The organism is Streptomyces sp. NPDC093097 (genome assembly GCF_044754325.1).
GTDB lineage: Bacteria > Actinomycetota > Actinomycetes > Streptomycetales > Streptomycetaceae > Streptomyces.
Map to the genome: position 1 here is coordinate 471368 of NZ_JBIVOW010000003.1, position 23079 is coordinate 494446.

At 72.2% G+C, this 23079-nt stretch carries 25 protein-coding genes and 1 pseudogene; 18 read left to right on the forward strand and 8 right to left on the reverse strand.

Annotated features, from left to right (window positions below; translation table 11 throughout):
* Window position 1: 1 nt before the first annotated feature.
* From ACIQE0_RS07460 to ACIQE0_RS07495, 8 genes are read left to right on the forward strand one after another with little or no spacing between them, the layout of a single operon-like run.
* Window positions 2–886, forward strand: a complete 885-nt coding sequence (locus ACIQE0_RS07460; protein ID WP_402329727.1) for a hypothetical protein — start codon at window positions 2–4, stop codon at window positions 884–886.
* A 15-nt stretch (window positions 887–901) separates the two neighbouring features.
* Window positions 902–2056: a hypothetical protein gene (locus tag ACIQE0_RS07465; RefSeq protein ID WP_402329729.1), complete on the forward strand. Its 1155-nt coding sequence runs from the start codon at window positions 902–904 to the stop codon at window positions 2054–2056.
* Window positions 1978–3213, forward strand: coding sequence for a hypothetical protein (locus ACIQE0_RS07470; protein WP_402329731.1), 1236 nt, complete (start codon window positions 1978–1980; stop codon window positions 3211–3213). The genes ACIQE0_RS07465 and ACIQE0_RS07470 overlap by 79 nt, the downstream gene beginning before the upstream one ends.
* Before the next feature lies 1 nt (window position 3214).
* Window positions 3215–3700 (forward strand): hypothetical protein, encoded by a 486-nt coding sequence (locus tag ACIQE0_RS07475; RefSeq protein WP_402329733.1) that lies wholly within the window; start codon window positions 3215–3217, stop codon window positions 3698–3700.
* 10 nt (window positions 3701–3710) lie between these two features.
* Complete coding sequence (locus tag ACIQE0_RS07480; RefSeq protein ID WP_402329734.1) at window positions 3711–4490, forward strand: N-acetylmuramoyl-L-alanine amidase; 780 nt, start codon at window positions 3711–3713, stop codon at window positions 4488–4490.
* Window positions 4491–4499: 9 nt separating this feature from the next.
* Window positions 4500–4745: a holin gene (locus tag ACIQE0_RS07485; protein ID WP_402329736.1), complete on the forward strand. Its 246-nt coding sequence runs from the start codon at window positions 4500–4502 to the stop codon at window positions 4743–4745.
* A gap of 9 nt (window positions 4746–4754) precedes the next feature.
* Window positions 4755–5021, forward strand: a complete 267-nt coding sequence (locus ACIQE0_RS07490; RefSeq protein WP_402329738.1) for a hypothetical protein — start codon at window positions 4755–4757, stop codon at window positions 5019–5021.
* Complete coding sequence (locus ACIQE0_RS07495) at window positions 5018–5689, forward strand: collagen-like protein (RefSeq protein ID WP_402329739.1); 672 nt, start codon at window positions 5018–5020, stop codon at window positions 5687–5689. Before ACIQE0_RS07490 ends, ACIQE0_RS07495 begins: the two co-directional genes overlap by 4 nt.
* A gap of 395 nt (window positions 5690–6084) precedes the next feature.
* Here the strand turns inward: ACIQE0_RS07495 and ACIQE0_RS07500 are convergent, their stop codons facing one another.
* Together ACIQE0_RS07500 and ACIQE0_RS07505 are read right to left on the reverse strand one after the other, a co-directional pair.
* The gene (locus ACIQE0_RS07500) at window positions 6085–6279 is read right to left on the reverse strand and encodes a DUF397 domain-containing protein (RefSeq protein ID WP_402329741.1); all 195 of its coding nucleotides are present in this window, start codon (window positions 6277–6279) and stop codon (window positions 6085–6087) included.
* Window positions 6276–7112, reverse strand: coding sequence for a helix-turn-helix domain-containing protein (locus ACIQE0_RS07505; protein ID WP_402329742.1), 837 nt, complete (start codon window positions 7110–7112; stop codon window positions 6276–6278). Before ACIQE0_RS07505 ends, ACIQE0_RS07500 begins: the two co-directional genes overlap by 4 nt.
* 422 nt (window positions 7113–7534) lie before the next feature.
* Here ACIQE0_RS07505 and ACIQE0_RS07510 point away from each other — a divergent pair, with 422 nt between their 5' ends.
* From ACIQE0_RS07510 to ACIQE0_RS07530, 5 genes are all read left to right on the forward strand, one after another.
* Window positions 7535–7852: a hypothetical protein gene (locus ACIQE0_RS07510; RefSeq protein ID WP_402329744.1), complete on the forward strand. Its 318-nt coding sequence runs from the start codon at window positions 7535–7537 to the stop codon at window positions 7850–7852.
* A gap of 678 nt (window positions 7853–8530) precedes the next feature.
* Entirely contained in the window at window positions 8531–9166 is a 636-nt protein-coding gene (locus ACIQE0_RS07515; RefSeq protein WP_402329746.1) for an NUDIX domain-containing protein, read from the forward strand.
* Between the two features lie 175 nt (window positions 9167–9341).
* Window positions 9342–9530 (forward strand): hypothetical protein, encoded by a 189-nt coding sequence (locus tag ACIQE0_RS07520; RefSeq protein WP_402329747.1) that lies wholly within the window; start codon window positions 9342–9344, stop codon window positions 9528–9530.
* Between the two features lie 165 nt (window positions 9531–9695).
* On the forward strand, window positions 9696–10808 hold the full coding sequence (locus ACIQE0_RS07525) for a hypothetical protein (RefSeq protein WP_402329749.1): 1113 nt from the start codon (window positions 9696–9698) through the stop codon (window positions 10806–10808).
* Window positions 10805–11161 (forward strand): ASCH domain-containing protein, encoded by a 357-nt coding sequence (locus ACIQE0_RS07530; RefSeq protein WP_402329751.1) that lies wholly within the window; start codon window positions 10805–10807, stop codon window positions 11159–11161. The genes ACIQE0_RS07525 and ACIQE0_RS07530 overlap by 4 nt, the downstream gene beginning before the upstream one ends.
* Before the next feature lie 456 nt (window positions 11162–11617).
* On the opposite strand, the gene ACIQE0_RS07535 is transcribed toward ACIQE0_RS07530, so the two are convergent.
* Window positions 11618–12268 carry an NAD(P)H-binding protein gene (locus tag ACIQE0_RS07535; protein WP_366336403.1) on the reverse strand — a complete coding sequence of 217 codons (651 nt, stop codon included), beginning with the start codon at window positions 12266–12268 and terminating at the stop codon, window positions 11618–11620.
* A gap of 161 nt (window positions 12269–12429) precedes the next feature.
* Here ACIQE0_RS07535 and ACIQE0_RS07540 point away from each other — a divergent pair, with 161 nt between their 5' ends.
* On the forward strand, window positions 12430–13338 hold the full coding sequence (locus tag ACIQE0_RS07540) for an AraC family transcriptional regulator (RefSeq protein ID WP_366336401.1): 909 nt from the start codon (window positions 12430–12432) through the stop codon (window positions 13336–13338).
* Between the two features lie 123 nt (window positions 13339–13461).
* Here ACIQE0_RS07540 and ACIQE0_RS07545 read toward each other — a convergent pair.
* The 3 genes and pseudogenes from ACIQE0_RS07545 to ACIQE0_RS07555 form a co-directional block, all read right to left on the reverse strand.
* Window positions 13462–14355, reverse strand: a pseudogene (locus tag ACIQE0_RS07545) (chitinase); the annotation flags it as partial.
* 412 nt (window positions 14356–14767) lie between these two features.
* Complete coding sequence (locus ACIQE0_RS07550) at window positions 14768–16210, reverse strand: HAMP domain-containing sensor histidine kinase (RefSeq protein WP_366336399.1); 1443 nt, start codon at window positions 16208–16210, stop codon at window positions 14768–14770.
* Between the two features lie 52 nt (window positions 16211–16262).
* Window positions 16263–16955: a response regulator transcription factor gene (locus ACIQE0_RS07555; protein WP_366336397.1), complete on the reverse strand. Its 693-nt coding sequence runs from the start codon at window positions 16953–16955 to the stop codon at window positions 16263–16265.
* Between the two features lie 167 nt (window positions 16956–17122).
* On the opposite strand from ACIQE0_RS07555, the gene ACIQE0_RS07560 reads away from it, so the two are divergent.
* Window positions 17123–17674, forward strand: a complete 552-nt coding sequence (locus tag ACIQE0_RS07560; RefSeq protein WP_402329754.1) for a hypothetical protein — start codon at window positions 17123–17125, stop codon at window positions 17672–17674.
* Between the two features lie 30 nt (window positions 17675–17704).
* Here ACIQE0_RS07560 and ACIQE0_RS07565 read toward each other — a convergent pair whose 3' ends face one another.
* Window positions 17705–18565 carry a spermidine synthase gene (locus ACIQE0_RS07565; RefSeq protein WP_402329756.1) on the reverse strand — a complete coding sequence of 287 codons (861 nt, stop codon included), beginning with the start codon at window positions 18563–18565 and terminating at the stop codon, window positions 17705–17707.
* Between the two features lie 160 nt (window positions 18566–18725).
* Entirely contained in the window at window positions 18726–19037 is a 312-nt protein-coding gene (locus ACIQE0_RS07570; protein ID WP_366336391.1) for a chaplin, read from the reverse strand.
* 217 nt (window positions 19038–19254) lie between these two features.
* On the opposite strand from ACIQE0_RS07570, the gene ACIQE0_RS07575 reads away from it, so the two are divergent.
* From ACIQE0_RS07575 to ACIQE0_RS07585, 3 genes are all read left to right on the forward strand, one after another.
* Window positions 19255–20337, forward strand: coding sequence for a hypothetical protein (locus ACIQE0_RS07575; protein WP_402329758.1), 1083 nt, complete (start codon window positions 19255–19257; stop codon window positions 20335–20337).
* Window positions 20338–20400: 63 nt separating this feature from the next.
* Entirely contained in the window at window positions 20401–21573 is a 1173-nt protein-coding gene (locus tag ACIQE0_RS07580) for a glycosyltransferase family 4 protein (RefSeq protein ID WP_402329760.1), read from the forward strand.
* A gap of 157 nt (window positions 21574–21730) precedes the next feature.
* Window positions 21731–22966, forward strand: a complete 1236-nt coding sequence (locus tag ACIQE0_RS07585; protein WP_402329762.1) for a glycosyltransferase — start codon at window positions 21731–21733, stop codon at window positions 22964–22966.
* Window positions 22967–23079: the final 113 nt, after the last annotated feature.

Sequence of the window (23079 nt, forward strand, 5' to 3'; positions counted from 1 at the left end):
GATGCCCTCCGAGGCAATCGGCCGGATCCAGTGGGGTGACCTGCTCATGGGCCCCGGCACGCCGTACGGCGTCGAGGCCGAGCAGGGCCTCGACGACCTGCCGGACGTGCGGAGCGACGACACCAATCGGCCGTCCCAGCATGGGGAGTACAGCGGCCCGGACTACACCGGCGCCCGCACCATCCAACTCGGCCTGGTGCTCCGGGCCGATGCCCCGGCCGCGCTCCGGGACCTGAAAATCGCCCTGCGCCGGGCGACGCAGCCGACCCCCGCGCCGGCACCCCTGCGGTTCCTCGACTGGGGCATCGTGGCGTACGGCAAGATCCGCAAGCGCAGCATCCCGTACGACGCCCACTACCTGTGGACGACGGGTGAGGCCGCCCTTGAGTGGTACTGCCCGGACCCGCGGCTGTACTCCCTCACGGAGTACACGGCCAGCACGACGGCCTACAGCCCGAGCGCCGGCCGTACCTACCCGCTCACCTACCCGCGGACGTACGGCTCGGCGGGATCGTCCGGCCGGCTGACCGTCACCAACGGCGGGGACAGCATCGCCTATCCGCTGCTGCGCATTGACGGGCCGGTCGCTCAGCCGGTCGTCGAGGTGATCGGCACCGCGGCCGACGACTCCGACACGGCCGGGGATAGCTCGACGCTCAGCATCACCGGCACCCTCCAGCCCGGCGAATACCTCACGGTCGACACCCGCACGCGGGCTGTCCTGTTCATGGGATCCGCGCCCCGCCGCGACTGGGTCCGGGCCGGCTCCAAGTGGCCGGTCCTGCCTCCCGGTAGCTCCGAGATCGCCTACCGCGGCGCGGCCCTGCCGGGCGCGCCCGGCCAAACCAGCCTGCTCACCGTCACGTGGCGGGACACGAGCCTGTAAGAAGGGAGGCCAGCGATGGCCGAGATCACCCCGCCCGCGTGGATGCAAGGCGGCTCCTACCCGGCGCGCACCGACCGACTGGGCGCCATTTCGGCGGCCGTGTGCTACCCCGGATTCGCCGCCGACGAGGCCACGCCGCTCCGGATCCGACAGGGCGTCAAGCCGAGTTACCAGAACTACCAGATGCGGGTCCGGGCGGCGGCCACGCCGAACATGAGCGTGATCGTGTCCGCCGGGTTCTGCTGGGTCGACAACCACGACGTTGGCGGGTACGGCGCGTACACCTGCGTCAACGATGCCGACAAGATCCTTGCCATCGGCCCGGCGGGTGCGGCCGGCCAGTACCGCCGGGACGCGGTCGTCGCCTCGGTGTACGACGCCGAGACCAGCGGCAGCACCTCGGAATGGCGGCTGGAGGTGATCCAGGGCGCCTACGCCTCGTCGGCCGCCGCCGCGGTTCTCCCGGCGCTGCCTGCCTCGGCACAGATCCTCGCCTCGATCACCGTGAACCCGCAGGTCACGAGCATCACGAGCGGTGTCATCGCCGACGTGCGGAACTACTCGGTCGCCGTCGGCGGGATCCTGCCCGTCGCCTACAGCGTCCTGCCGCCGCGCCCCCACCCCGGGCAGACGTTCTACATCACCGACCTCGACCAGTTCGCTTACGGTCGGGCCGACGGCACCGTCGTGCCCCTGGCGCTCGGCCTCGGCGGCACCGGGTTCGCGCGCAAGTCGGGCGACACCTCCCGGGCGTCCACGGTCACCATGTCGGCGGATCCGCACCTCTCGGTGTCGGTGAGCGCTGCCTCGACGTACACGGTGGACGCGTACCTCGTGTACTCCGGCGGCACCACCGGTGACCTGAACGTCGCTCTGTCCGGGCCGTCCGGCTCGGACGGGTCCTGGAGCGCCGTCGGGCTCGGCCGCGGCGTTCCCGCCTCGGTCGGCATCGACGGGTTCACCGTGCGGATGAACCCCAACTCGATCGCCAGCACGCAGCCGCGCAGCTACGGCGCGGACACCACGGACGAGACCCTCCACCTGCGGGGGATCCTGCGAACCGCGGGAAGCTCGGGCCCTCTGGCTGTGCAGTGGGCGCAGGCGGCCGTGGACACCACGGCGACGATCATGCGCACGGACTCGTGGCTGCGCGTCCAACGGGTGGCGTGATGGAGCACACCTACACCTACCTGTTCTGCGACCTGCGCACGGACGCGGTCCTCGCGGAACTGCCCCTACGTGACGTGCGGTTCTCCACCGAGTTGAACGGCATCGGCACCCTCAGTGCGACGGTGCCGTACACCGACGACACGATCCCGCTTGACCCCGACACCGCGACCCGGCCGGCCCGCACCGCCGTGTGGGTGGACCGGGACGGGGTGATCGTGTGGGGCGGGATCGTGTGGACGCGAGAACTCGTCGAGGGCGGGAGGGCCATCCAGGCCGCCGAGTTCATGTCGTACTACCAGCAGCGCACTGTCCGCACGACGCTGTCCACTGACCAAAGCCTGATCACGAATCCCGCGTATGTGCCCGAGGGGCAATGGATTTACGGTGATCAGCGATACATGGTCTGGTCGCTGCTCCGGTACGCCGCCGTCCAACCGTACGGGGATATCGGCGTGAGCATCTCGAATATCGCAGGCGAACCTGCCACGGGCATTTACCGGGTCGCGACGTATTTCGGGTACGAGCGGCCGGTCATTTACGACGCTATCGCCGCTCTCGCCACGGCCGACGACGGATTTGATTTCGGGGTCGAGTGCTATTGGACGCAGCCGGCCAACAACACCCCGCCGGCCCGGGTGAAGAGGGCGCGGGTCTGGTATCCGCGGCGGGGCCGGCAGTCGGCAGCGGAGAGCGGTCTCGTGTTCTCCAGCGGCGGGCCCGAGCCGAGCATCCTCGACTACGACTGGCCGGAGAACGGCGTCGAGGTGGCGACCGATGTGACCGCGCTCGGCGCCGGGACCGGTGAGGCTCGGCTCAACAGTTCGGCGCAGGCGGCCGACATGCTCGCCGCCGGCTACCCGCTGCTGGAGCGGGTGACGACGTACTCGGATGTCCTCGACCAGGCCCGGTTGGACGGCACCGCTCGCGCTGATCTGGCCGCCGCCACGCAGGCCGACACGCAGCCAACCTTTCAGGTGGTGGCGGATGCGGACCCGGTCTACGGCTCCTATCAGGTCGGGGACGTGGCCCTCGTCGTGATCGCCCCGGACGAGCGGATGCCGACCGGCCGCCGGAGCGAGCTGCGGATCCTGTCCATCGAGACCGCCGTCACCGAGTCGGGCGGCGAGCGCATCACCCTCAAGTGCGGGGCGGTGTGACGTGCCTGCCTACGCCAAGGGCCGGGACCCGATGGAGCGCCTCGCGATCGTCGAGGAGCGGCTCAATCGGCTGGAGCGCGCCGGCCGCGAGGTCGACGAAGTGCCTTTCTACCCCACGAATATGCGGGTGATGGCGTACGACGATACGGCCACGTCTTTCATGACGACGTGGGAGACGATCATTACCCCGCGCGCAGCCAAGCTTTCCCTCGGACTCGTTTTCATCGGCGACTACGTGAGCCCCACATACACCGGTGGAGCATGGCAAGTTGTCGTGAATGAAAACCTCGTCATCGCCTCGGGAAGCGTGCCCGCATCACTGACGTACACCTTCCCCTCGGCAACCCTTGACCTTTCCCCATACCGGAATTCCCCGGATCTCAAAATCCAGATTCAGACCAAGCGCACCAGCGGCGCGACTACCGGCGGGAAATTCGGCGGCGGCGGTTCCATCGGATCCGCCGCACGCTTCGCCCGCCAACTCTGAGAGGAACATGATGGCAACTCCCCTTCCCTTCGACCGCTTCATCACCGCCCTACGGGCCGAGGGACTCACCGTTGAAGTGGTCGGCGACGCCGAGCACCACAATCGCGCCGGCCACGGCGCGTGGGGCCCGATGAACGGCGTGATGATCCACCACACCGTGACCAAGGGCACCGATTCGAGCGTGAGCATCTGTCGCACCGGCTACGCCGCCCTGCCGGGCCCCCTGTGTCACGGCGTGATCGACAAGGCGGGCACCGTCCACGTCGTCGGGTACGGCCGGGCCAACCACGCTGGCGGCGGCGACCCGGCAGTCCTGCGGCACGTCATCGCCGAGGACTACGGCGAGCGCCCACCCCGCCCGACCCGCGGCAACGCGGACGGCGTTGACGGCAACTCGCGCTTCTACGGGTTCGAGTGCGTCAACCTCGGCGACGGCAAGGACCCGTGGCCGGCCGTCCAGTACGACGCCATCGTCAAGGCGACCGCCGCGTTGTGCCGGGCACACGGCTGGACGGCCCGCTCGGCAATCGCCCACCGGGAGTGGTCGGACGACAAGATCGACCCGGCCGGCGGCCCGTTCGTCGACATGGCCGACTTCCGGGACGACGTGGCGGCCCGCCTCAAGGTCCGGCCCAGCGACGGCTCGGCCGCGACGTACACGGTGAAGAGCGGCGACACCCTCGGCGCCATCGCTGTCCGGTTCAAGACCACCGTCGCCGCCCTTGTGAAGCTCAACGCCATCAAGAACCCCGACGTGATCCGCGTGGGGCAAAAGCTCAAGCTCAAGTAGGAGTTGCTCATGAACACGTCCGCGTTCTGGAAGGCCGCCGCGGAGCGTGCCGTCCGCACCTTCGCTCAGGCCCTCGTAGCGGTCCTCGGCGCCAACGCGACCGGGCTCCTCGACGCCGATTGGCCCGGCGCCCTGTCGGCCGCGGGCATGGCCGCGGCCCTCGCCCTGCTCACCGCGATAGCCACCAGCGGCGGCCCGACCGGGCCGGGCCTTACCGAAACGGTGAACCCCCGACTCCCCCGCGTGATCCAGTAGGAGACCCCCTTGGACGCCACCACCCTCGGCAGCGTGCTCGCGCTCGCAGGGGTGCTCTCCGGCGCGGTGGTGGCGTACCTCGGCAAGCGGGGCGAGAACGCCCTCAACGGCTACTCCACGCTCACCGAGCAACTCCAGGAAGAGCGCGACCGGCTCGACCGCAAGACCACCGAGCAGGCCCTCGCCCTCGCCGAGCAAGCAGCGCTACGCGCCGCCGACCAAGCCGAGATTGCACGGCTCCGAACCCTCGTCACCAATCTGGGAGGTACCCCGTGACCCGCACCGAGCGGGCCCTCGCGCACCGCTGGCGATCCCTCGCGCTCGTCTGCACGCTCGTCGCGCTCGCCGGTGCCGTACTGATCATCTGGGCCCGGATCTCGTCCGAGGCTAGCCGCGCGGACCAGCTCGCCGCCGAGGCCGACCGGCGTGGCTCGGCGGTGTCGACGCTGGCGTCCGATGTCCGCACGCTGCGGGCGCAGGTGAAAGCGGCCGGCCGCACGCCGGCCGCGCCGGATCCGTCGCAGGCCATCGCGGGCCTGTCCGAGCGGGCGCGGGTGCCGGTGCCGATCCCGGGCCCTGCTGGCGCGACGGGACCGCAGGGGAAGCCCGGGGCGACGGGGCCGTCCGGTGCACCCGGGCGGACGGGTGCGGCGGGCAGCGATGGGAAGGACGGATCCGATTCGACGGTCCCGGGCCCGGCTGGTCCTGCGGGTCCGGCCGGGCCTGCTGGTCCTGCGGGGCCGGCGGGGAAGGACGGGGCGCCGGGTCGTGATGGTGCTCCGGGCCGGGACGGGCAGACCTGTCCGACCGGGTATCGGCTCCAGGCCCCGCCGGGCGATCCGGATGCGCTGGTGTGCCGCCGCGATGGCGCCCCCACCAGCCCGGACCCGGCCCCGTCCACGTCACCGCCAGCGGTCCTCACCCCCGATCGGCGACGCCTTTGACCGCCCCTGCCCAAGTCGCCCCGCCCTGCTTCGGCAGGCCGGGGCGATTCTTCGTTCAGCTCGGAGCCGGCTCGGGGTGGCTGGAGTTGGCCCAGGCGGTGGCCCTGGTGACGCTTTCAGCGACCATAACGAGGATGATGTGGACGGCGGCTGACAAGCCGCGCACAAAATAGGCCCCGCCCCATACCCTGACAGTGTTGAGCTGTTCAGAGAGGGGCAAGGCCATGACCGGTGCTACCCCCGACCCGTACGCGGCACCCATGGCGTTCGGACGGTAAAATACTCGGTCCGTGACCTGGGAAACGTAACAAGGCGCCCCCGCCCGGAGATCCTTGGCGGGGGCGCCGTCGTTCCGCGGCAGTGCGCGGGGAGCGCGAGTTGGGGCGGGGGCGTGGTCAGCCGTGCGTCTTAGCGAAGCCAACCAGTCCGGCCCAGCCTTCGACAGTCAAGGTCAGGTGCGGGCCGGCAGGGTTCTTGCTGTCACGGACCAGGACCTCGCCAGTGCTCCGGGCGTGCTCCGGCGCCCACTCGATGCAGGCGCCGCCGTTGGCGGAGTGCGAGGAAGAGACCCATCGGGGGGAGGGAGTCACGGGGTGCCCTTTCGTAACGTGTTGATCATGGCCACAGACGCAGCCTGGGAAAGTGCCTCAGCCTGCAACTGATGGTAGGCCGACAACATGGGGACTGCCGAAGTGCTTTCACGGTCCAAGTGCCCTCGCTGGGCCGACTCTGTGTAGGTCATGAGCGAGCGATCAGGAAGCGTCAGCACGTACAGCGGCAGGTTAAATGGCCTGCGCTCCCCCATGGTGAACGGGGCGATCTGGAGCATGATGTTCGGCAACTTGGAGAACTCCACGAGACGTTGTAGCTGCGAGTCCATGACGGCATGGTCGCCGACGGGGCGTCGGATGCAACTCTCGTCCAGGACGGCGGAGACCAGCGGCGGGCGCGCTCGATCCAGCGCAGCTTGACGTTCGACAACGATCGACACACGTTCATCCGCCTGTTCAGGCGTGATCGCACCGCGCTGGACCTCGCTCGCGGCAAGCACCGCAGCGTACTCCGGCGTCTGCAACAACCCCGGAATCACACCAACTTCGTACAGGCGGATCTCTGCGGCCCTCGCCTCAGCGGCCTTGTACTCCGGGAACCCCTCCAGCAGGCCACCATGCTTGATCTCGCGATACTCGCGTTCGAAGGCGTCCGCCGTGCCCGCAAGACCAAAGGCTTGGTCGGCGCTTTGTGAGAAGCGGAGAGTTGGAGGCTTCCGACCATTTTCAACGAACGAAATATGCACACTGGAATATTCCATGCGCCTACCTAGCTCGTCTTGCGTCCAGCCGCGCGACTCCCGCACGCTGCGCAATCGCGCTCCGTACGCCGCCTGAGGAGACGCATCAGGGTTCAACTCATTGCGATTCAAGGCACGTTCACCAACTTACCTTCCTCGTTCAGTAGGTTGATTGCTTCCCAGGTGTAGGCCACGCTGAACCTCCCCGGTAGTGGAAGCACTACGGAGAGGAGCCGAACCATGCTCGCAAGGCTCGCCCTGGGGTACCCCAGGGGCGACAGGACTCCACACGTCTGGTTCAGCAGGTGGGTATCGCTGCCCGCCAATGTTCCGCGAGGACCGTGCACCGCTCCAACTCGCCCCATTCACCTGGATGTTGAAGCGAAGCTGTGGCGGCTGGTGCGCCGTGGTGATCCGGAGTGCATCAACGAGCAGCACCAGGGCGACGAGCGGGAACCCAACGACGAGCAGCAGCAGGACGACAAGCAGCATCCGGACTCGCCCACCCTGCTTCACCTACGGGCGCGTGTCCGTGAGGACAACAGGCGTTGGGGGTGGAGACATTGACCGGCAACGGAACGCACCGCGCGACCGGGGCTCGCTACACCAGGGACGCGGTGGACGCGTCATTCGCGGAGCTGCGGGCCGCCCTGGACGTGATGAACCTGAACCTTCCCGAGCTGGACAAGACCGGCGGGCGGATTGCGCTCGGAACGATCGGGCCGGGAACGGCAGATCGGCTCGTGCGGGTCCTGAAGCGGGGCGGCCGGCGCCGCGGGATCACGGGCGACGGCTGGATCGTCGGGAGCATGCTGGCGCTGGTAGTGGGGGTGGTGACGGTGCTTGTCGCCGCTCTCCTCATCACGCAGTGACGTGCCCCGGCCCCCACCTGCAATGCCGAGGATGTGGCGGAAAAGGGTTTACGTATGAGCCCACACTGCGTGTGAATCCGTCGATGTCTGGTTGCACCGTGGCCACCCCTCACACATGCCAGGCGTGCCGCCGACGAGGTTTTTTCTGCCAGGCACCCCGGCCGTGCGAGGGGTATCACGAGCCGGGCACGCCGGCGATCCGCTCCTGTGGATTTCCGCCGGTGTGAAAGGGAATCGACGAAAGGGTAGACCATGAATAAGGCAATCACCATCGCCGTTTTCGTCATCCCGGCGGGAATTCGATACCACACCTCCAACCAGTGCGTAACATTCGGTAAAGGCGGTGCGCAAGTCATCCAAGTGTGGTCGCTGAAAAGGGCTCTGGACGCGCGAAAGACGTGCTGTCGCCTATGCCCTCCCACATAGACCCCCGGCGCCTGGAGAGTCCGCCGGGGCCGCTCCCCAACGAGTGAGCCCCCACCCCGCCCGGGGCTCCCGGTCTCCCCATCCAGGAGACATAGGGGAGCACGGCCTGACTGACCCGTCTATGGGTGCGAGTCAGTCAGGCCCCACCGCCCATGCCCACCCCCTCCCGGGCATGGGCGGCCACCATCCCCCGCCCCGGCACACCGTGGAAGCGTCGCGGCCGGGGCGGGCCCACCATCACAGGGATGACGTATGACCTTCGCCGTTAACGACATCGTGCTGGATCACACACGACACCGCGTCGGCAGAATCGACGCCGTCAATGGGGACTGTCTCGTCCTCGCACGGCCGGGCCACACCCGGTGGGACGCACTGACCTCCTGGTGCATGCCCGCAACTCCCGCTGAATGCCAGGAGTTGGAGCAGCGGGAGGGCGGCGACGGCCACATTGGGGTCTGGGCCCTCTACCGCACCAAGGACGGCCGCCCCCTGCTGCTACGAGAACGCGATCAGACGCACCAACCGTGGTCACTCCCTGGCGGGTACGCCGTCCGCAACGAGACGTCGGCCGAGACGCTCTACCGCACGGTGTACTCGACGACTGGCCTGACGGCTGTGCCCGGTCGCGTGCTTGCCGTGCGCAGGGTTCCCGGAACAGACGCGACCGCAGAAAGTCGGGACATCGTTTACGACTGCGGAACAATACCTGTGAATATAACTAGCCTGCGGTTGGACTTCACACGCTTTAGTGCCCACGGATTTATTCCCGTAGACCAGCTCGCCACCAATGCCCTGCCGCACACGGCCGCACTCACCCTATCCGCGCTGCGGATGCTGGAATCTGGTGCTGAAATGGACACTGTCTCGCGGCGACCTCAGCGCATGTAATCCCGCAAACCCCCGGCGTTGATACCCGCCGGGCGCGCTCCTCACCGCCATCGCACGGGCTTTTCCCCTTTTTCTCCCGGGCGATGGCGGACGAGAGCGCAGCGCCCGCCCGTAGGTTGCCCGCCGCGGCGGGCGGGCGCACCTCTCTCCTGTACCCCACGACGAGGACACAGTCATGCCCCAATCCACCGCCCCCGACGACGATGACCAGTTCTTCAGCGACATCAGTTCCCTCGGCGCGACGGTCAACGCCGCCCGGGACGAGGGTCTGCCGCCCGCGGCGCGCGAGGCGTTGAGCGACCTCGCCGCCGAGCAGGCCGCGGATATCTCCCGCAACCACGGCACCGGCAGGGGGACCGCGTGACCGCGCCCTAGCTCCGACTCCCGTCCGGCTGGCCGGCCGAGACCGGCCGGACGGGCGCCTGGCCCCTGACGGTCGCCAGGCCGCTCCGCACGTCCCTTCCCTGTGATGCGCGGGACGTGCGGAGCACCAGATCAGTGCACCCACCACAAGCGGAAGGGAACGGATGTGACTTATCCCGTCTCACCGAACACCGTGTTGGCGAACGCGCTTACCCATGCCGAGGACGTGCTCGCTCCGCGCATCGCCTTGATGCGCCCGGCCGGCGTCACGTTCGTCGTGGGCACGCAGATCAACGGCGTCCCCCATCTGGGTACCTCGCTCGTCCAGTCCCTCAGCTTCGCCGCCGCGGCGCGCGTCCGCGACCGCTTCGAGGTGCCCGTCACCGTGCACTTCGGCGCCCTCGACAACGCCCCTCACGAGGTCGTCACCGACTCTGCCTCGGGCCACCGCTACCAGCGGGCCTACGCCCACGCGCTCGGCGAGGCCGCCCTCGTCGAGCAGGTCAACGAGCTGTATCGGCCGCTCTTCGACGAGCTGTCGCGCCAACTGCACATCCCGTACGCCATCGAGATGTACTCCCAGCAACAGGCGGAAGAGCGGTTCCGGCGTACCTGGCTGAGCGCGCATCGCCGCCTCGACGCCACGCGGTGGTGGCTCGACCCCTCGCACGGCGTGCCGCACGTCCGCATTCCCTGCCCGCGCCCGGGATGCGGATGGGCCGAGAAGTACGCCGAGCGCACCCGGATCCTGCTGGACACCGACTGCGCCGAGATCACCGCGGTATGCCTCCACCACGGCCCCTACGAGGTCGCCGTCCACCCCTCGGGTGGCGGGTACCTCGACCTGGCGACGCTCTACCGGAACCTCGTCAAGGAAGTACTCCTCGCCGAGGAACGTGACCGGCTGTACGTCATGGTCAAGGGCGGCGACTGGGTGTTCGGCTCACAGCTCGTCGACTGCGCCATGCAAGCCGCCGGGCTCGGCGCGAGCGGCCAGCTTCCCGCCCGCCTGTTCTGCCCGCAGGTCGTCACCGACACCGGCGCCAAGCTGAGCAAGTCCCTGATCCGCGACGGTCGCGCCCCCTTGCCGGATGGCGCTGCCCCCTGGATGCTCGACACCCGCATGTGGGCAGGCTCGTTGCCCGAGTACGCCGGGGGCCTGCTGCGCATGGCCGATGTGCTGCTGAGCGACCCGCGGCACTTCTTCCGCTCGTACTCGGCCGGCGAACTCGGCCGCCTCATGACCGCGCCTGCGACAAGGAGCATCTCCGCACCATGACCGACACCACGACCCGCGTCCACGAGCTGAACCTGTTCCGGCGCTACTTCGATCTCGTCGCCGCTGGCCGGAAGAGCATCGAGGTGCGGGTCCGGTACCCGCACCTCGAAGACCTCGCGGCTGGCCACCTGATCCGCTTCCGGATCAAGGGCACCGAGGAGACATGCGAAGTGCGCGTGACGCGAGTCGCCGAGTACCCCGACTTCGAGGCACTGCTCGACGGCGAGGGGCCAGCGAACATCAACCCCACGTCCAGCCGCGATCAGCAGCTCGCCAACATCCGGAGCATCTACTCCCCGGAGAAGGAAGCGCTCGGCGCGCTCGCCATCGGAATCGAACTCGTCGAGTCGTGAGGCGCCGGCCCCGCCCCGCCTGCCTCACAGAGCGCCTCGGCGGCACACCGGAAGCCGAGCAGGACTGACACCTCCCCGAGCACCACCCGGTACGCGACGCCCCCGTCACTGCCCTCCAAGGGCAAGGGCGGGGGCGTCATCGTTGGTGGTGCCGCAGGCGTTCGGAGATCACGGTTAGGCGGTTTTCTACTCACCGCCTGCGGGCCCGGCCCTGTGTGGCCGAACCGTTTGGCCGCGGCCAAACGGGACCGCAATCAGCGTCAATGAGCGTCAACGAACAGCATCGAACTGCACTGGTTTCGCCCGATTTTCAGAGTTCTCGCAGGTCACAATAGGGTCAAAAAACTGGTTCGAGTCCCGTTACTCACCCCAGCGTCGAGGCCCCCGATCTTCGGATCGGGGGCCTCGAACGTTTCCGGATCACCTGGCGCCGCACTCAGGAGGCGGGCCGGCTGCTCAGTAGCCGACGGTGAAGCGCTCGCCGACGTGGCGGGCCTGCTCGATCTCGTCCAGGAGCGCGACGGCGTAGTCCTCGGCGGAGATCCGGCTGCTGCCGTCCTTCGCGACGATGAGGTCCTCGGCGGCGATGCGGTAGGTGCCGGTGCGCTCGCCGGGCTCGATGGAGGCGGCCGGGCTGAGGTTGGTCCAGCGGACGTCGGAGACGGTGCGGTAGAAGTCCAGCGCGTCGCCGTGCGCGTGCATGATCTGGAGCAGCGGGACCGGAAGGCCCTCGGCGTCCCAGACCTGGGTGCCGTCCGGCTTGCGGAGCGAGCCGGCGCCGCCGACCGCGATCAGGCGGGGCGCGTGGGCACCGCGCGTGCGCACCCCGGCGACCAGCGCCTCGGCGGCGGGCCGGATGGTGGCGATGTGGCCCGGGCCGTCGCCGCCGCCGACCGCGCTGACCACCACGTCCTGGCCCTCGGCGACCTCGGCGACGGACTCCGGGTCGAGGACGTCGCCGGTGACCACGGTGAGCTTCGGGTCGCTCTTGGCGAGCTTGGCGGGGTCGCGGACGACCGCGGTGACCTGGTGGCCGCGGCGCAGGGCCTCGTCGAGGATGCGGCTGCCGATGGTGCCGGTGGCCCCGAAGAGCGCGATCTTGGACATGGTGGGTTCTCCCGGTGGTTCGGTGGGGGCGAGGTGTGCCCGTGCGGAGCGCGGTGTTCCGGTCGCCGTGGTGTGGCTGCCGTTTTCCGCCATCAGCCGTGCTGACGTCTCCTACGCTAGGGGTATCAACGGGAGATTCCGGGGTAGCGAGGCGACGGGTCATGGTGAAAAAGCGACACGACACCCGAGAGGATGCAGAGACGATCCGCGAGGTGGCGTTCTCCGCTCCGGCCGGGCGGCCCGCCGGGGTGGAGGTGCTGACCCTCGCCGAGCTGCGCGACCGGGCGGACGCCTGCCGGCTGTCGACACCGCACCGGCCCGGCTTCCACCACCTGCTGGTCCTGGACCGCGGGCGCCTGGTGCACAGCCTCGACTTCCAGGAGCACCCCCTGGCACCCGGGGACCTGCTGTGGGCGCGCCCCGGACAGGTGCAGCACTTCGGGGACCTGACCGGCGCCGAGGGGCGGTTGGTGCTCTTCGAGTCCGGCTTCCTGGACGCCACGACCGCCGCCACCGCCCGGATCGAGGACTGGTACGGGCCGGCCGTGCGGCATCCGGAGGGCGCGGCCGCCCGCGCGCTGGACGAGGCGCTGGGGCAGCTCCACCGCGAGTTCGGGGCGCTGGGCGGGCTGCCGCTGGAGGTGCACCTGGAGGTGCTGCGGCACCTGCTGGCCGTCCTGGTGCTGCGGGCCGCGCACCCGGACGGACCGGCGGGCGGCCCGGACGACGGCACCTGCGGGGCGAGCGAGACGTATCTGCGGTTCCGGGACGCGGTGGAGCGGGGGTTCACCCGCAGCCGCCGGGTCGCCGACTACGCCCGGTCGCTGGGCTATGCGCCCCGTACGCTGTCGCGGGCCACCGAGACGGCGGCCGGGGTCGGGGCGAAGGAGTTCATCGACCGGCGGGTGGCGCTGGAGGCCAAGCGGCTGCTGGCGCACGGCGACCAGCCGGCGTCGCGGATCGCGGACCGGCTGGGTTTCGCGGACGCCACCAACTTCAGCAAGTTCTTCCAGCGGCAGGCCGGGATCACGCCGATCGCGTTCCGGGCCGCTCTGCGCAGCAGTGGCTGACCGGCGGCGTTCGCCGTGGCGGAGGGGGCGTGACGAAGGGGGCGGGGCGCAGCGGGTGGGGGGTGGGGTCCGCTGCGCCCCGCATCTGGGACGGTCCGGAACGAAGGCCGGACCGGTGGGGGGTCAGCCGGTGTAGGCGCCGAGCGCCTTGGTGAAGGCCAGCGGTGCCTGGTCGAGGGAACTGCACGTCGGCTGGGCGGAGTTGGACGGCCCGCCGGGGCAGGGCCGGTCGCGGGTGGCGGACCACATGGACAGCCAGGCCAGGTGCTTGCTCTTGGCGAACGTCACCAGGGCGGCGGCGTCGGCGGGCTTGAAGACCTCGCCCTGGACGTCGTTGACGCCGATCATCGGGGTGACCGCCACGGTCTTCCAGGCGTCCGCTTCGCTCAGGCCGAGGGCCTTCTTCAGCTGGGCCTGGGTGGCGGTGGCGGCCCGGGTGGCGTAGGTGCCCATGTTGCCGCTGTAGGAGGAGCCGTAGTCCATCGCCATGACGTTGACGGCGGAGATCTTCACGCCGTTCTTCCTGGCGTCGGCGAGGAGCCGCACACCGTCCGGGGTGAGGCCCTCGGGCATCACCGGCAGGGTGAACGAGACGTCCAGGCCCGGGTGTTGCTTCTGGAGCTGGGCGATGGCCCGGGCCCGGCGGGTGTTGGCGGCCGCGTCGGGCAGCGCGCCGCCCTCGATGTCGAAGTCCACCTTGGTGAGCTCGAAGTGGTCGACGGCCTTGCCGTAGGCGGCGGCCAGTTCGGCGGCGGAGGAGCAGGCGGCGGCGAGTTCGGTGCCGCCGGCGCCGCCGAAGGAGACCCGGACGTCGCCGCCGGCCTTGCGCAGCGCCGGTATCTGCCGGGCGACCGCGTCGCCCGCGAGGTCGCCGGAGCCGCCCCACTTGGGGACGCAGCCGCCGCCGGAGGTGAGGAAGGCCAGGGTGAAGGTCTTCACACCGGTCTTCCGGGCGGTGTCGGTCAGGTCGTAGGCGGGGTACAGCGAGGTGTCGACGTACGGGGCGAAGGCGGCGCGCGCGGCGGCGGTGCCGGCCTGCGGGGCCTTGGCGGCCGGCGCGGCGCCGGCCACGGCGACCCCGCCGCCGACCGCCAGCGCACCGGCCGCCGCGGTCCCGATCAGCCGGGTCCGGCGGCTCGTCCGGCGCCGGTGTGCCGAGGAACTCATCGCGTGCCTGCCTGTCGTCGCATGGGGGTTGAGGGCGCACCGTTCGGGGTACGTCCTGCACGCTAGCGGCAGGGAAACGGACAAATGGCGGTTTCCGTACGGCCGTTGAGGGACTTATGGTCGCGTTAAGGAAGCCGAAGGGAGCGGTTAAGGCCGGGCGCGTGCAGGGCGCGCCGAGCTTCGCTTCCGCTGCGGGCGGGTGCCGGGCGCGCGCTCCTCGCGCCCGCCCCGCCCTCCGCCACCGCTCGGCTCGGCCGCTCGCTCACCGGCCGGCGTCGCGGCCGCGCCGGGAGCCGCTGCCCGGCGCGGAGGCGCGGGCGGCCCGCCGGCCGCGGACGCCCAGCCGGCGGTGCGGCCGGTGCCCGCGCCCGGCGCCGCGGGGGGCGCGCCGCCCGTCCAGGGACAGCCAGACCCGGACCTCGGTGCCGCCCAGTACGGAGCGGCCGATCCGGACGTCGCCGCCGGTGGACTCCGCGAGCCGGCGGACGATGTCCAGCCCCAGGCCCGTGGAGCCGGCGCCGCCGCCCCCGTGGCCGCGGCGCAGCGCGGCGGCCGGGTCGGCGATGCCCCCGCCGGCGTCGGAGACCAGCACGATCACCGCGTCGTCGGCGTTGTGCACGTCGACGGCGAAGGCGGTGCCCTCGGGGGTGTGCCGGAAGACGTTGCCGAGCATGGCGTCCAGGGCCGCGGCGAGGTCGGGGCGGGCGACCGGGACCCGCACCGGGCGGTCCGCGCCGGCGACCCGCACGGTGCGGCCCTCGTCCTCGGCCAGTGCCGACCAGAAGTCCATCCGCTCCCGGATGACCTCGGCCGCGTCGCAGCCGGTCGCGGCGGCGGCCTGGGCGGTGTGCTCGCGCTGGGCGCGGGCGGTGCGGATGATCTGGTCGACCTCGCGCTCCAACTGCTCGACGGCGGCCCGGGTCTGCTCGGCGGTCGGTCCGTCGCCGAGCGAGGCGGCGTTGAGCCGGAGCACGGTCAGCGGGGTGCGCAGCCGGTGGGAGAGGTCGGCGGCCAACTCACGCTCGTTGGCCAGCAGTTGGACGACCTGGTCGGCCATGGAGTTGAACGCGCTGGCCGCCGAGCGCAGTTCCTTGGGGCCGTCCTCCTGGACGCGGACGCCGAGGTCGCCCCGGCCCAGGCCGTGGGCGGCCGAGGCCAGCCGCTCGGCGGGAACCACCATCCGGGTGCCGAGCCGGTCGGCGACCGCGACCGAGCCGATCACCAGCGCCAGTCCGACACCGGCCAGGATCGCCCAGGAGGTGCCCACGCCCTTGGTCAGCGCGTCGTCGGGGACGTACACCTCGACGACGGCGATCCCGGAGGCGACCGCGGTGGGCTGGAGCAGCGCCGTGCCGCCGCGCACCTGGGTGATGGAGGCCCGGCCGAGCCGGACCGCGGCGGCGACGGCGGCGGGGGCGGCCCGCCGGGCGCCGAGGTCGGTCGGGCCGCCGCCCTGGGCGCCCGCCGGGACGTGGACGCCGATCCGGTCGCCCGGTCCGGTCTCGGCGCTGGCCAGGGCCCGTTCCAACTGGGTGCGGTCGGTGGTGATGGCGAGCACCGGCCCGAGGGCGGCGGCCTGCCGCTCGGCGCAGCCGTAGGCACGGTCGGAGGCCATCTCCCTGACGACCAGTCCGAGCGGGACGGCGAACGCGACCACGACCATCGTGGTGACCGCCAGGGCCACCTTGACCAGGGCCCACCTCACCGCGTCCGGTCCTCCGACGACGCGGCGGGCGCCGGCAGGAGCGCGGCGGCCCTCACCGCGGGGGCTCCAGCTTCACGCCGACGCCGCGCAGGGTGTGCAGGTACCGGGGCCGGGCGGCGGTCTCGCCCAGTTTGCGGCGTAGCCAGGACAGGTGGACGTCGATGGTCTGGTCGTCCCCGTAGGTCTGCCGCCAGACCTCGGCGAGGAGTTCCCTGCGGGGGACGACGACACCGGGCCGCTCGGCGAGGAAGGCCAGCAGGTCGAACTCGCGGCGGGTGAGGTCGAGTTGGAGGCCGTCCAGCTCGGCCTGGCGGCGCAGCGGGTCGATGGCCAGCCCGCCGACCCGGATCACGCGCGTGGGCGGTTCCGCGCCGGGGGCGGCGCCCCGGGCGCGGCGCAGCACGGCGGCCATCCGGGCCGAGAGGTGCTCGACCGAGAACGGTTTGGTGAGGTAGTCGTCGGCGCCGTCGTTCAACAGCCGGACGATCTCGGCCTCGTCGTCCCGCGCCGTGGCGATGATCACCGGGACGTCGGTGATGCCGCGCAGCATCTTCAGCGCCTCGCCGCCGTCCAGGTCGGGCAGACCGAGGTCGAGGACGACCAGGTCGAAGCCGACGTGTGCGACCTCGCGCAGCGCTTCCAGGGCGGTCCCGACGCTGCGCACCGCGTGCCCGGCGTCGGTCAGATGCCGGATGAGCGCGGACCGTACGAACTGGTCGTCCTCGACCACGAGCACTCGTGCCATGGGCGCACCGTACGCCATTCGGACGAGTGCGCCGGTGCGCGGTTGACGACCGCGCCCCGCCGTCCCCTCCCGTCCGCCGGCCGTCGCCCCGAACGACGGGCCCCAGGGCCGCCGGCCGGTGACGGGCCGGCTGTGAACGCTCCACCGGGTGGGGCAAGATGGCCCAGATGCAACGAGGTCTGGTTCACGCGGCGGCCTGGACGCTGGCGACCGGCGCCGCGGTCACCCTGTCGTGGTTCGGCGTGCACACCGTGCTCTCCGACACCGCCTACGACGCCCCGCGCGCCCTGCCCCTGTCCGACCAGGTGGCCTCCACGGCCCTGCCGCTGGCCTCCTCCACCCACCGCCCCAAGCCGTCCGCCCCACCCGGCACCAGCGCCTCCTCGTCCCCGGACGCCCGGCCGACGCGGCGCATCGCCCCGCCCCGCACCACCAGCCCCTCCCCCACCCCCGCGGCCACCCCGGGCGACGACACGCCCCCGCCCCTCGGCGACCGGGTCCACAGCTACGCCACCCCCGGCGGCCGGGTGGCCCTCTCCCTGGGCGCCGACTCCGCCGAACTGGTGTCGGCGACCCCCAACCCGGGCTGGGAGATGCAGGTGTGGAAGCAGGACCAGTGGCTGCGCGTCGACTTCACCGGCGGCGGTTCGTACACCTCGGTGATCTGCGCCTGGAACGGCCACCCGCCCGTCGTGGAGACCCTCAACCGCACGATGTGACACGGCACTTGACGGACCGGAGGGCCGCCCTCACCTGAAGGCGCCGGCGGGCGGGGCCGGCGAGGCGACCGCGGTGGCGTCGGTGACCGGGGCCGCGCCGCCGGTGAAGTCCAGCAGCGCCCGGCCGTGTTCGACCCGGCCGGCGTGCGGGTCGCCGGCCGCCCGCCGGGTCAGCTCGGCGACCGGCAGTGTCCGATCGGCGGCCAGCAGCACCGCGTTGCCGAACCGCCTGCCGCGCAGCACGGCCGGCTCGGCGGTCAGCGCCAGCTCGGGGAAGACGGTGTGGACGGTGGCTATCTGGCCGCGCAGGAACGCCAGCGGCGGCCCGTCGGCGAGGTTGGCCGCGTAGAAACCGCCGGGCCGCAGCGCCCGCCGCACCTCCGCCACGAATTCCCCGCTGGTCAGATGCGCGGGCGTACGGGCCCCCGCGAAGACATCGGCGATGATCAGGTCCGCCCAGCCGTCCGGTATTCGGGCCAGCCCGGCGCGGGCGTCCGCGCCGCGCACCCGTATCCGCCAGGTGCTCTCCAACGGCAGCCGCTCGCGGACGAGTTGGACCAGCGGGGTGTCGATCTCCACGACCTGCTGGGTGGAGCGGGGCCGGGTCGCGGCGACGTACCGCGCCAGGGTCAGCGCGCCGCCGCCGAGGTGGACGACGCGCAGCGGCGCGCCGGGCGGGGCCGCCAGATCGGCGATGTGGCCGAGCCGCCGCTGGTAGGAGAACTCCAGATACGTCGGGTCGTCGAGGTCCACATGGGACTGCGGGGCGCCGTCCAGCAGCAGCGTCCAGCCGCGCGGCCGGTCCCGGTCGGGGCGCAGCTCGGCGACACCGCCACCGACCGTACCGGTGACGGACTCCGGGCCGCCGCGCCCGCGCCTGCTTCTCGCCATGCCCCCAGTATGGCGTGCCGCCGCGGCACCGTATCCGCTGGTCAGACGCTACGGGAGGGGCAGACGGGCGGACCGCCCCGCAGCCTTGGGCCGTGGGGCGGTCCGTCTCTGTGCGCCAGAGGCGATAGCCGGTCCGATGTCCCTCCGGACCGGCCCTGGATCACTTGTTGAGGCAGCGGTTGCCGAAGGCCGGGTTCAGCAGCCCGATCACGTCGATGCTGTTGCCGCACACATTGATCGGCACGTTGATCGGAACCTGGATGACGTTGCCGCTGAGGAGGCCCGGCGAGTGTGCGGCGAAGCCCGCCGCGTTCGCGCCGCCCCGGCCGTGGTGGCCGTGGTGGCCGTGGTGGTGGCGACCCTGACGGCCGTGATGCCCGCCGTCGTTTCCGGCGGCTGCGACACCCGCACCGCCCAGCACCAGGGCTGAGGAGGCCGCGGCGATCGCGGCGGTCTTGACGAACCGCTTCATCCCATTCTCCTTTCAGTTCGCGAATGGGGCATCGGACACAACGAACAATATGGGTTACGGATGCGACCGTTACCACCTGAGCGGATTCATTAGGCTGTCCGGCTGGTATTCCGCGGACCGTAAACCCGGACGGCAGCGCGGCGCGCCTGCCGCGATTTCCAACATGATTTCTGTCAGAGTGCTCTCCTGTTTGACTGATTGAAGTCGGAGAGAAGACATGCGGAAGTCGATGGACCGCACCGGGCGCGGCGCCGTATGCGCGCTCGCGGCCCTGGCTTTGTCGGCCGCGCTGACTTCGGCGTCGGCCGCCCCGCCCGCAGGAGAAACCTCCCGTATTCCTTTCGCCGAGCGCTTCCACGCGACCGGGCACGGCGGTTTCGCCCGGGCCGCGCGCTCCCTGGTGACCTGCCGCCCGGCGGAGCGGACCGGGCGCCCGTCCTGTGCGGCGGCCCGGCGCTCCGGCCGCGACGCCGGCCCCCGCACCGCCTACCTCGACGTCGACGACGACCCGCGCACCGTCGGCTCCAGCCGCGCCGCGCTGCGGATGCCGGCCGGCTCCCGGGTGCGCTACGCCCGGCTGTACTGGGGCGGCGACCTGCCCCTCGACGGCCGCCGGACGGCCCACGGCGAGCGGGAGATGCTGCTGGCCGGCCCCCGCGACCGGTACCGGGAAGTGCGCGCGGACGGCCCGATCGGGCGCCGCACCACCGCCCGGACCGACGCCTACCAGGCGTCCGCCGACGTCACCGCGCTGGTGCGGCGCAGCGGCGCGGGGACGTACACGGTGGCCCAGCCGCGCCGCGCGCGGGAACGGGCGCGGGCCGGGGCCTGGGGCGGCTGGGCGCTGATCGTCGCGTACGAGAACCCCCGGGAACCGCTGCGGCGGCTGGCGCTGTGGGACGGATTCGAGGCGCTGGGCGGGCACCGCCGGGCGCTCGCGGTGGAAATGGCCGGGCTGCGCATTCCGGCGCATGCACGGGGGCGGGCCGGGATCGTGGCATACCACGGAGCGCCCGGAGACGGCGGGAAAATCTCCGCCCGGGCCGGGAGGACTACTCCAGTCGCGCTTCGGGATTCCACCGAACCGGGGAACGCAGCGACGCATTCGGCTCGCCAGAATTTCGGCCGCAAGGCGCCCGGCGCACCCGTTTACCGCGCCCCTGCCGGTTTCGATTCCGGGCTCTTCGACCTGACGCCGGCACTCCGGTCCGGGGGCGACCGGCTGGTATTCCGCTTCACCACCCGAAAGGCGGGTTATTTGCTCGGGGCGTTCTTCGTCCAGGCCGATCTGCGGCGCTGAGCGAGAAACGGCCGGTCATTCCCGCGGAGTTCTGACGGCTCGGTAATCAGGGGAGCAGTGCGCGTGTTGCCACCAGACCTGCCGCCCCAGGAGCGGCTCACGGTCCTCCATGTGTCCCAGCCGGTCGACGGCGGGCTCGCCCACGTCGTCGCCGGCCTGGTGCGGTCGCAGGTGGCGGCCGGACTGCGGGTGGTGGTGGCCGCGCCGCCCGGCGGCACCCTGCACGCGGCGGCCGCCGTCGCGGGCGCCGAGGTGGTGCTGTGGTCGGCCCGCGGCACCTTCGGAACGGCGCTGTCCGGGGCCCGGCGGCTGGCCCGGCTGGTCCGGCGCGCCGGCCCCCATCTCGTCCACGCCCACGGCACCCGGGCCGGGGCGGCCGTCCAGCTGGCGGTGCGCGGGCGGATCCCGACGGTGTACCAGCCGCACTGCTGGCCGTTCGAGGCGGACGGCGCACTGGCCGCGCGGACGGCGGTGGTCCGGGAGCGGCGGACGGTGCGCTGGTCCCACCGGGTGGTGTGCGCGAGCGAGGCGCAACGGGCGCGCGGGGCGGCCGCCCGGGTGACGGGTCGGTGGGCGGTGCTCCCCAGTGGTGTGGAGCTGCGGCGGTTCGCGCCCGGCGACGACGACCGGCGGCAGGAGCTGCGCGACTGCCTGCGCGACACCGTGCCGGCCGGGGCGCCGCTGGTGGTGTGCGTGGCGCGGCTGTGCCGGCAGAAGGGCCAGTCGACGCTGCTGCGGGCCTGGACCGAGGTGACCGCGGCGGTCCCGGACGCCCACCTGGTGCTGGTCGGCGACGGTCCGGACCGGGCGGCGCTGCACCGGGCCGCGCCGCCCGGCGTGGTCTTCGCGGGCGCCGTCGACGGCGCCGCTCCCTGGTACCGGGCCGCGGACCTGGTGGTGCTGCCGTCCCGGTGGGAGGGGATGGCGCTGGCCCCTCTGGAGGCGATGGCCTGCGGCCGTCCCGTGGTGCTGACCGACGTCGGCGGGGCCCGGGAGTGCCTGCCGCCGGACGCCGCCGACGGCTGCCTGGTGCCGCCCGACGACCCGGCCGCGCTGGCCGCGGCCCTGACCACCCTGCTGGCCGCCCCCGACCGGCGGACCGCGCTCGGCGCGCGGCTGCTGGAGCACGTCCGGAGCGCCCATGACGCGCGGCGGACGGCGGGCGCGGTGCTGAACGTCTACCGGGAACTGCTCGCCGTGCCGCCCGTCCTCACCGCGGCGCGGGCCGGACGATGACGGCCGTCCGCGGACGCTCCCCCGGCGCACGCGGGGCGGCGCCCCCAGCCGCCGGCCCGCCGCTCCTCTCGTCCGCCGCACCGCCGTGCGCCGCCCCCGACGAGGCCCACCCGGCCACCGACCAGGCCACCCCGACCGCCACCCCTGGAGGGATCCGGTGAAAGTCCTGCACGTCATCACCGGCCTCGAAGTGGGCGGCGCCGCGCAGCAGCTGCGACTGCTGCTGCGCCGGCTGCCCGCCCGCTGCGAGGTCGTCACCCTGACCGACCCCGGCCCGCTCGCCGCGGCCATCGAGGCGGACGGCACCCCCGTCACCCACCTCGGCATGACCGGCCACCGGGACCTGTCCGCCCTCCCCCGCCTGGTGGAGCTGGTCCGCGACGTCGGCCCCGACCTCGTCCACACCCACCTCTACCGGGCCTGCGTCTACGGCCGGATCGCCGCCCGGCTGGCCGGCGTGCGGGCGGTGGTCGCCACCGAGCACTCGCTGGGCGACGCGGTCATCGAGGGCCGGCGGCTGACCCGCGGCGTCCGCACCCTGTACCGGGCCACCGAGCGCCTGGGCTCGGCGACGGTCGCGGTCTCGGACACCGTCGCCGCCCGGCTGCGCCGCTGGGGCGTCCCCGCGTCGCGGATCCACGTGGTGCCCAACGGCATCGAGGCGCACCGCTTTACCCACGACCCCACCGCCCGGGCCGCGATCCGGGCCCGGCTCGGCCTGCCGCCCGACGCGTTCGTGGTCGGCGGCGCCGGCCGGCTGGTACCCGGCAAGCGGTTCGACGTCCTGGTCCGGGCGGTCACCCAACTCCCCGGCGTCCACCTGCTGTTGGCCGGCGACGGGCCGGAGCGGGAGATGCTGCGGCGGATGGCCGGGCAGTTCGGGTCCGGCGACCGGATCCACCTGCTCGGCGCCCGCGACGGCGCACACGGGCCGGCGGCCGCCGACGGACCGGACATCCCCGGCCTGCTGTCCGCCATCGACGTCTTCGTGTCCCCGTCCCCGGACGAGGCGTTCGGGCTGGCGACCCTGGAGGCCCTGGCGTCCGGGCTGCACGTCCTGTACGGCAGCTGCCCGGCCGTCGACGACCTCCCCGCCGACCAGGCCCCCGGCGCCCGCCGCTTCAGCCCCAGCGTGCACGAACTGGCCACCGCACTGCGGGAGTTGCGGCGCAGCGGCACGGACCGGCTGCCGGTGCCCCCGGTGGTCCGCCGGTACGACATCGACCGCAGCGCCCAGGACCTGGGGGCCGTCTACGACCAGGTGCTCGCCGCGCGGCGCCGGGCCCGTCCGGCGGCGGCCCCCCTCGCACCGCCCGCCCCGGGCCTCCCCCCGGGCGTCTCGCTGCCCGACCCGTCGCCGGAACCCGACGGCCATTCGCTGTCCAAGCGCTGACGTCCGGCGCACCGGCCGGAGCGGAAGAGCGGTGGAGGGGCGGCCCGGGCCGCCGACCTGCTGCCGCCCCTGCTGACGCCGGTCTCCCACACGAAAGAACCCCTCCTCCTGCA

What these genes read in the sequence shown, in the direction of transcription:
- ACIQE0_RS07460 (WP_402329727.1), top strand. Translation starts at nt 2, where the DNA reads ATGCCCTCCGAGGCAATCGGCCGGATCCAGTGGGGTGACCTGCTCATG.
- ACIQE0_RS07555 (WP_366336397.1), bottom strand. Translation starts at nt 16,955, where the DNA reads ATGGCACGAGTGCTCGTGGTCGAGGACGACCAGTTCGTACGGTCCGCG.
- ACIQE0_RS07540 (WP_366336401.1), top strand. Translation starts at nt 12,430, where the DNA reads ATGGTGAAAAAGCGACACGACACCCGAGAGGATGCAGAGACGATCCGC.
- ACIQE0_RS07560 (WP_402329754.1), top strand. Translation starts at nt 17,123, where the DNA reads ATGCAACGAGGTCTGGTTCACGCGGCGGCCTGGACGCTGGCGACCGGC.
- ACIQE0_RS07565 (WP_402329756.1), bottom strand. Translation starts at nt 18,565, where the DNA reads ATGGCGAGAAGCAGGCGCGGGCGCGGCGGCCCGGAGTCCGTCACCGGT.
- ACIQE0_RS07575 (WP_402329758.1), top strand. Translation starts at nt 19,255, where the DNA reads ATGCGGAAGTCGATGGACCGCACCGGGCGCGGCGCCGTATGCGCGCTC.
- ACIQE0_RS07515 (WP_402329746.1), top strand. Translation starts at nt 8,531, where the DNA reads ATGACCTTCGCCGTTAACGACATCGTGCTGGATCACACACGACACCGC.
- ACIQE0_RS07465 (WP_402329729.1), top strand. Translation starts at nt 902, where the DNA reads ATGGCCGAGATCACCCCGCCCGCGTGGATGCAAGGCGGCTCCTACCCG.
- ACIQE0_RS07535 (WP_366336403.1), bottom strand. Translation starts at nt 12,268, where the DNA reads ATGTCCAAGATCGCGCTCTTCGGGGCCACCGGCACCATCGGCAGCCGC.
- ACIQE0_RS07480 (WP_402329734.1), top strand. Translation starts at nt 3,711, where the DNA reads ATGGCAACTCCCCTTCCCTTCGACCGCTTCATCACCGCCCTACGGGCC.
- ACIQE0_RS07570 (WP_366336391.1), bottom strand. Translation starts at nt 19,037, where the DNA reads ATGAAGCGGTTCGTCAAGACCGCCGCGATCGCCGCGGCCTCCTCAGCC.
- ACIQE0_RS07485 (WP_402329736.1), top strand. Translation starts at nt 4,500, where the DNA reads ATGAACACGTCCGCGTTCTGGAAGGCCGCCGCGGAGCGTGCCGTCCGC.
- ACIQE0_RS07520 (WP_402329747.1), top strand. Translation starts at nt 9,342, where the DNA reads ATGCCCCAATCCACCGCCCCCGACGACGATGACCAGTTCTTCAGCGAC.
- ACIQE0_RS07530 (WP_402329751.1), top strand. Translation starts at nt 10,805, where the DNA reads ATGACCGACACCACGACCCGCGTCCACGAGCTGAACCTGTTCCGGCGC.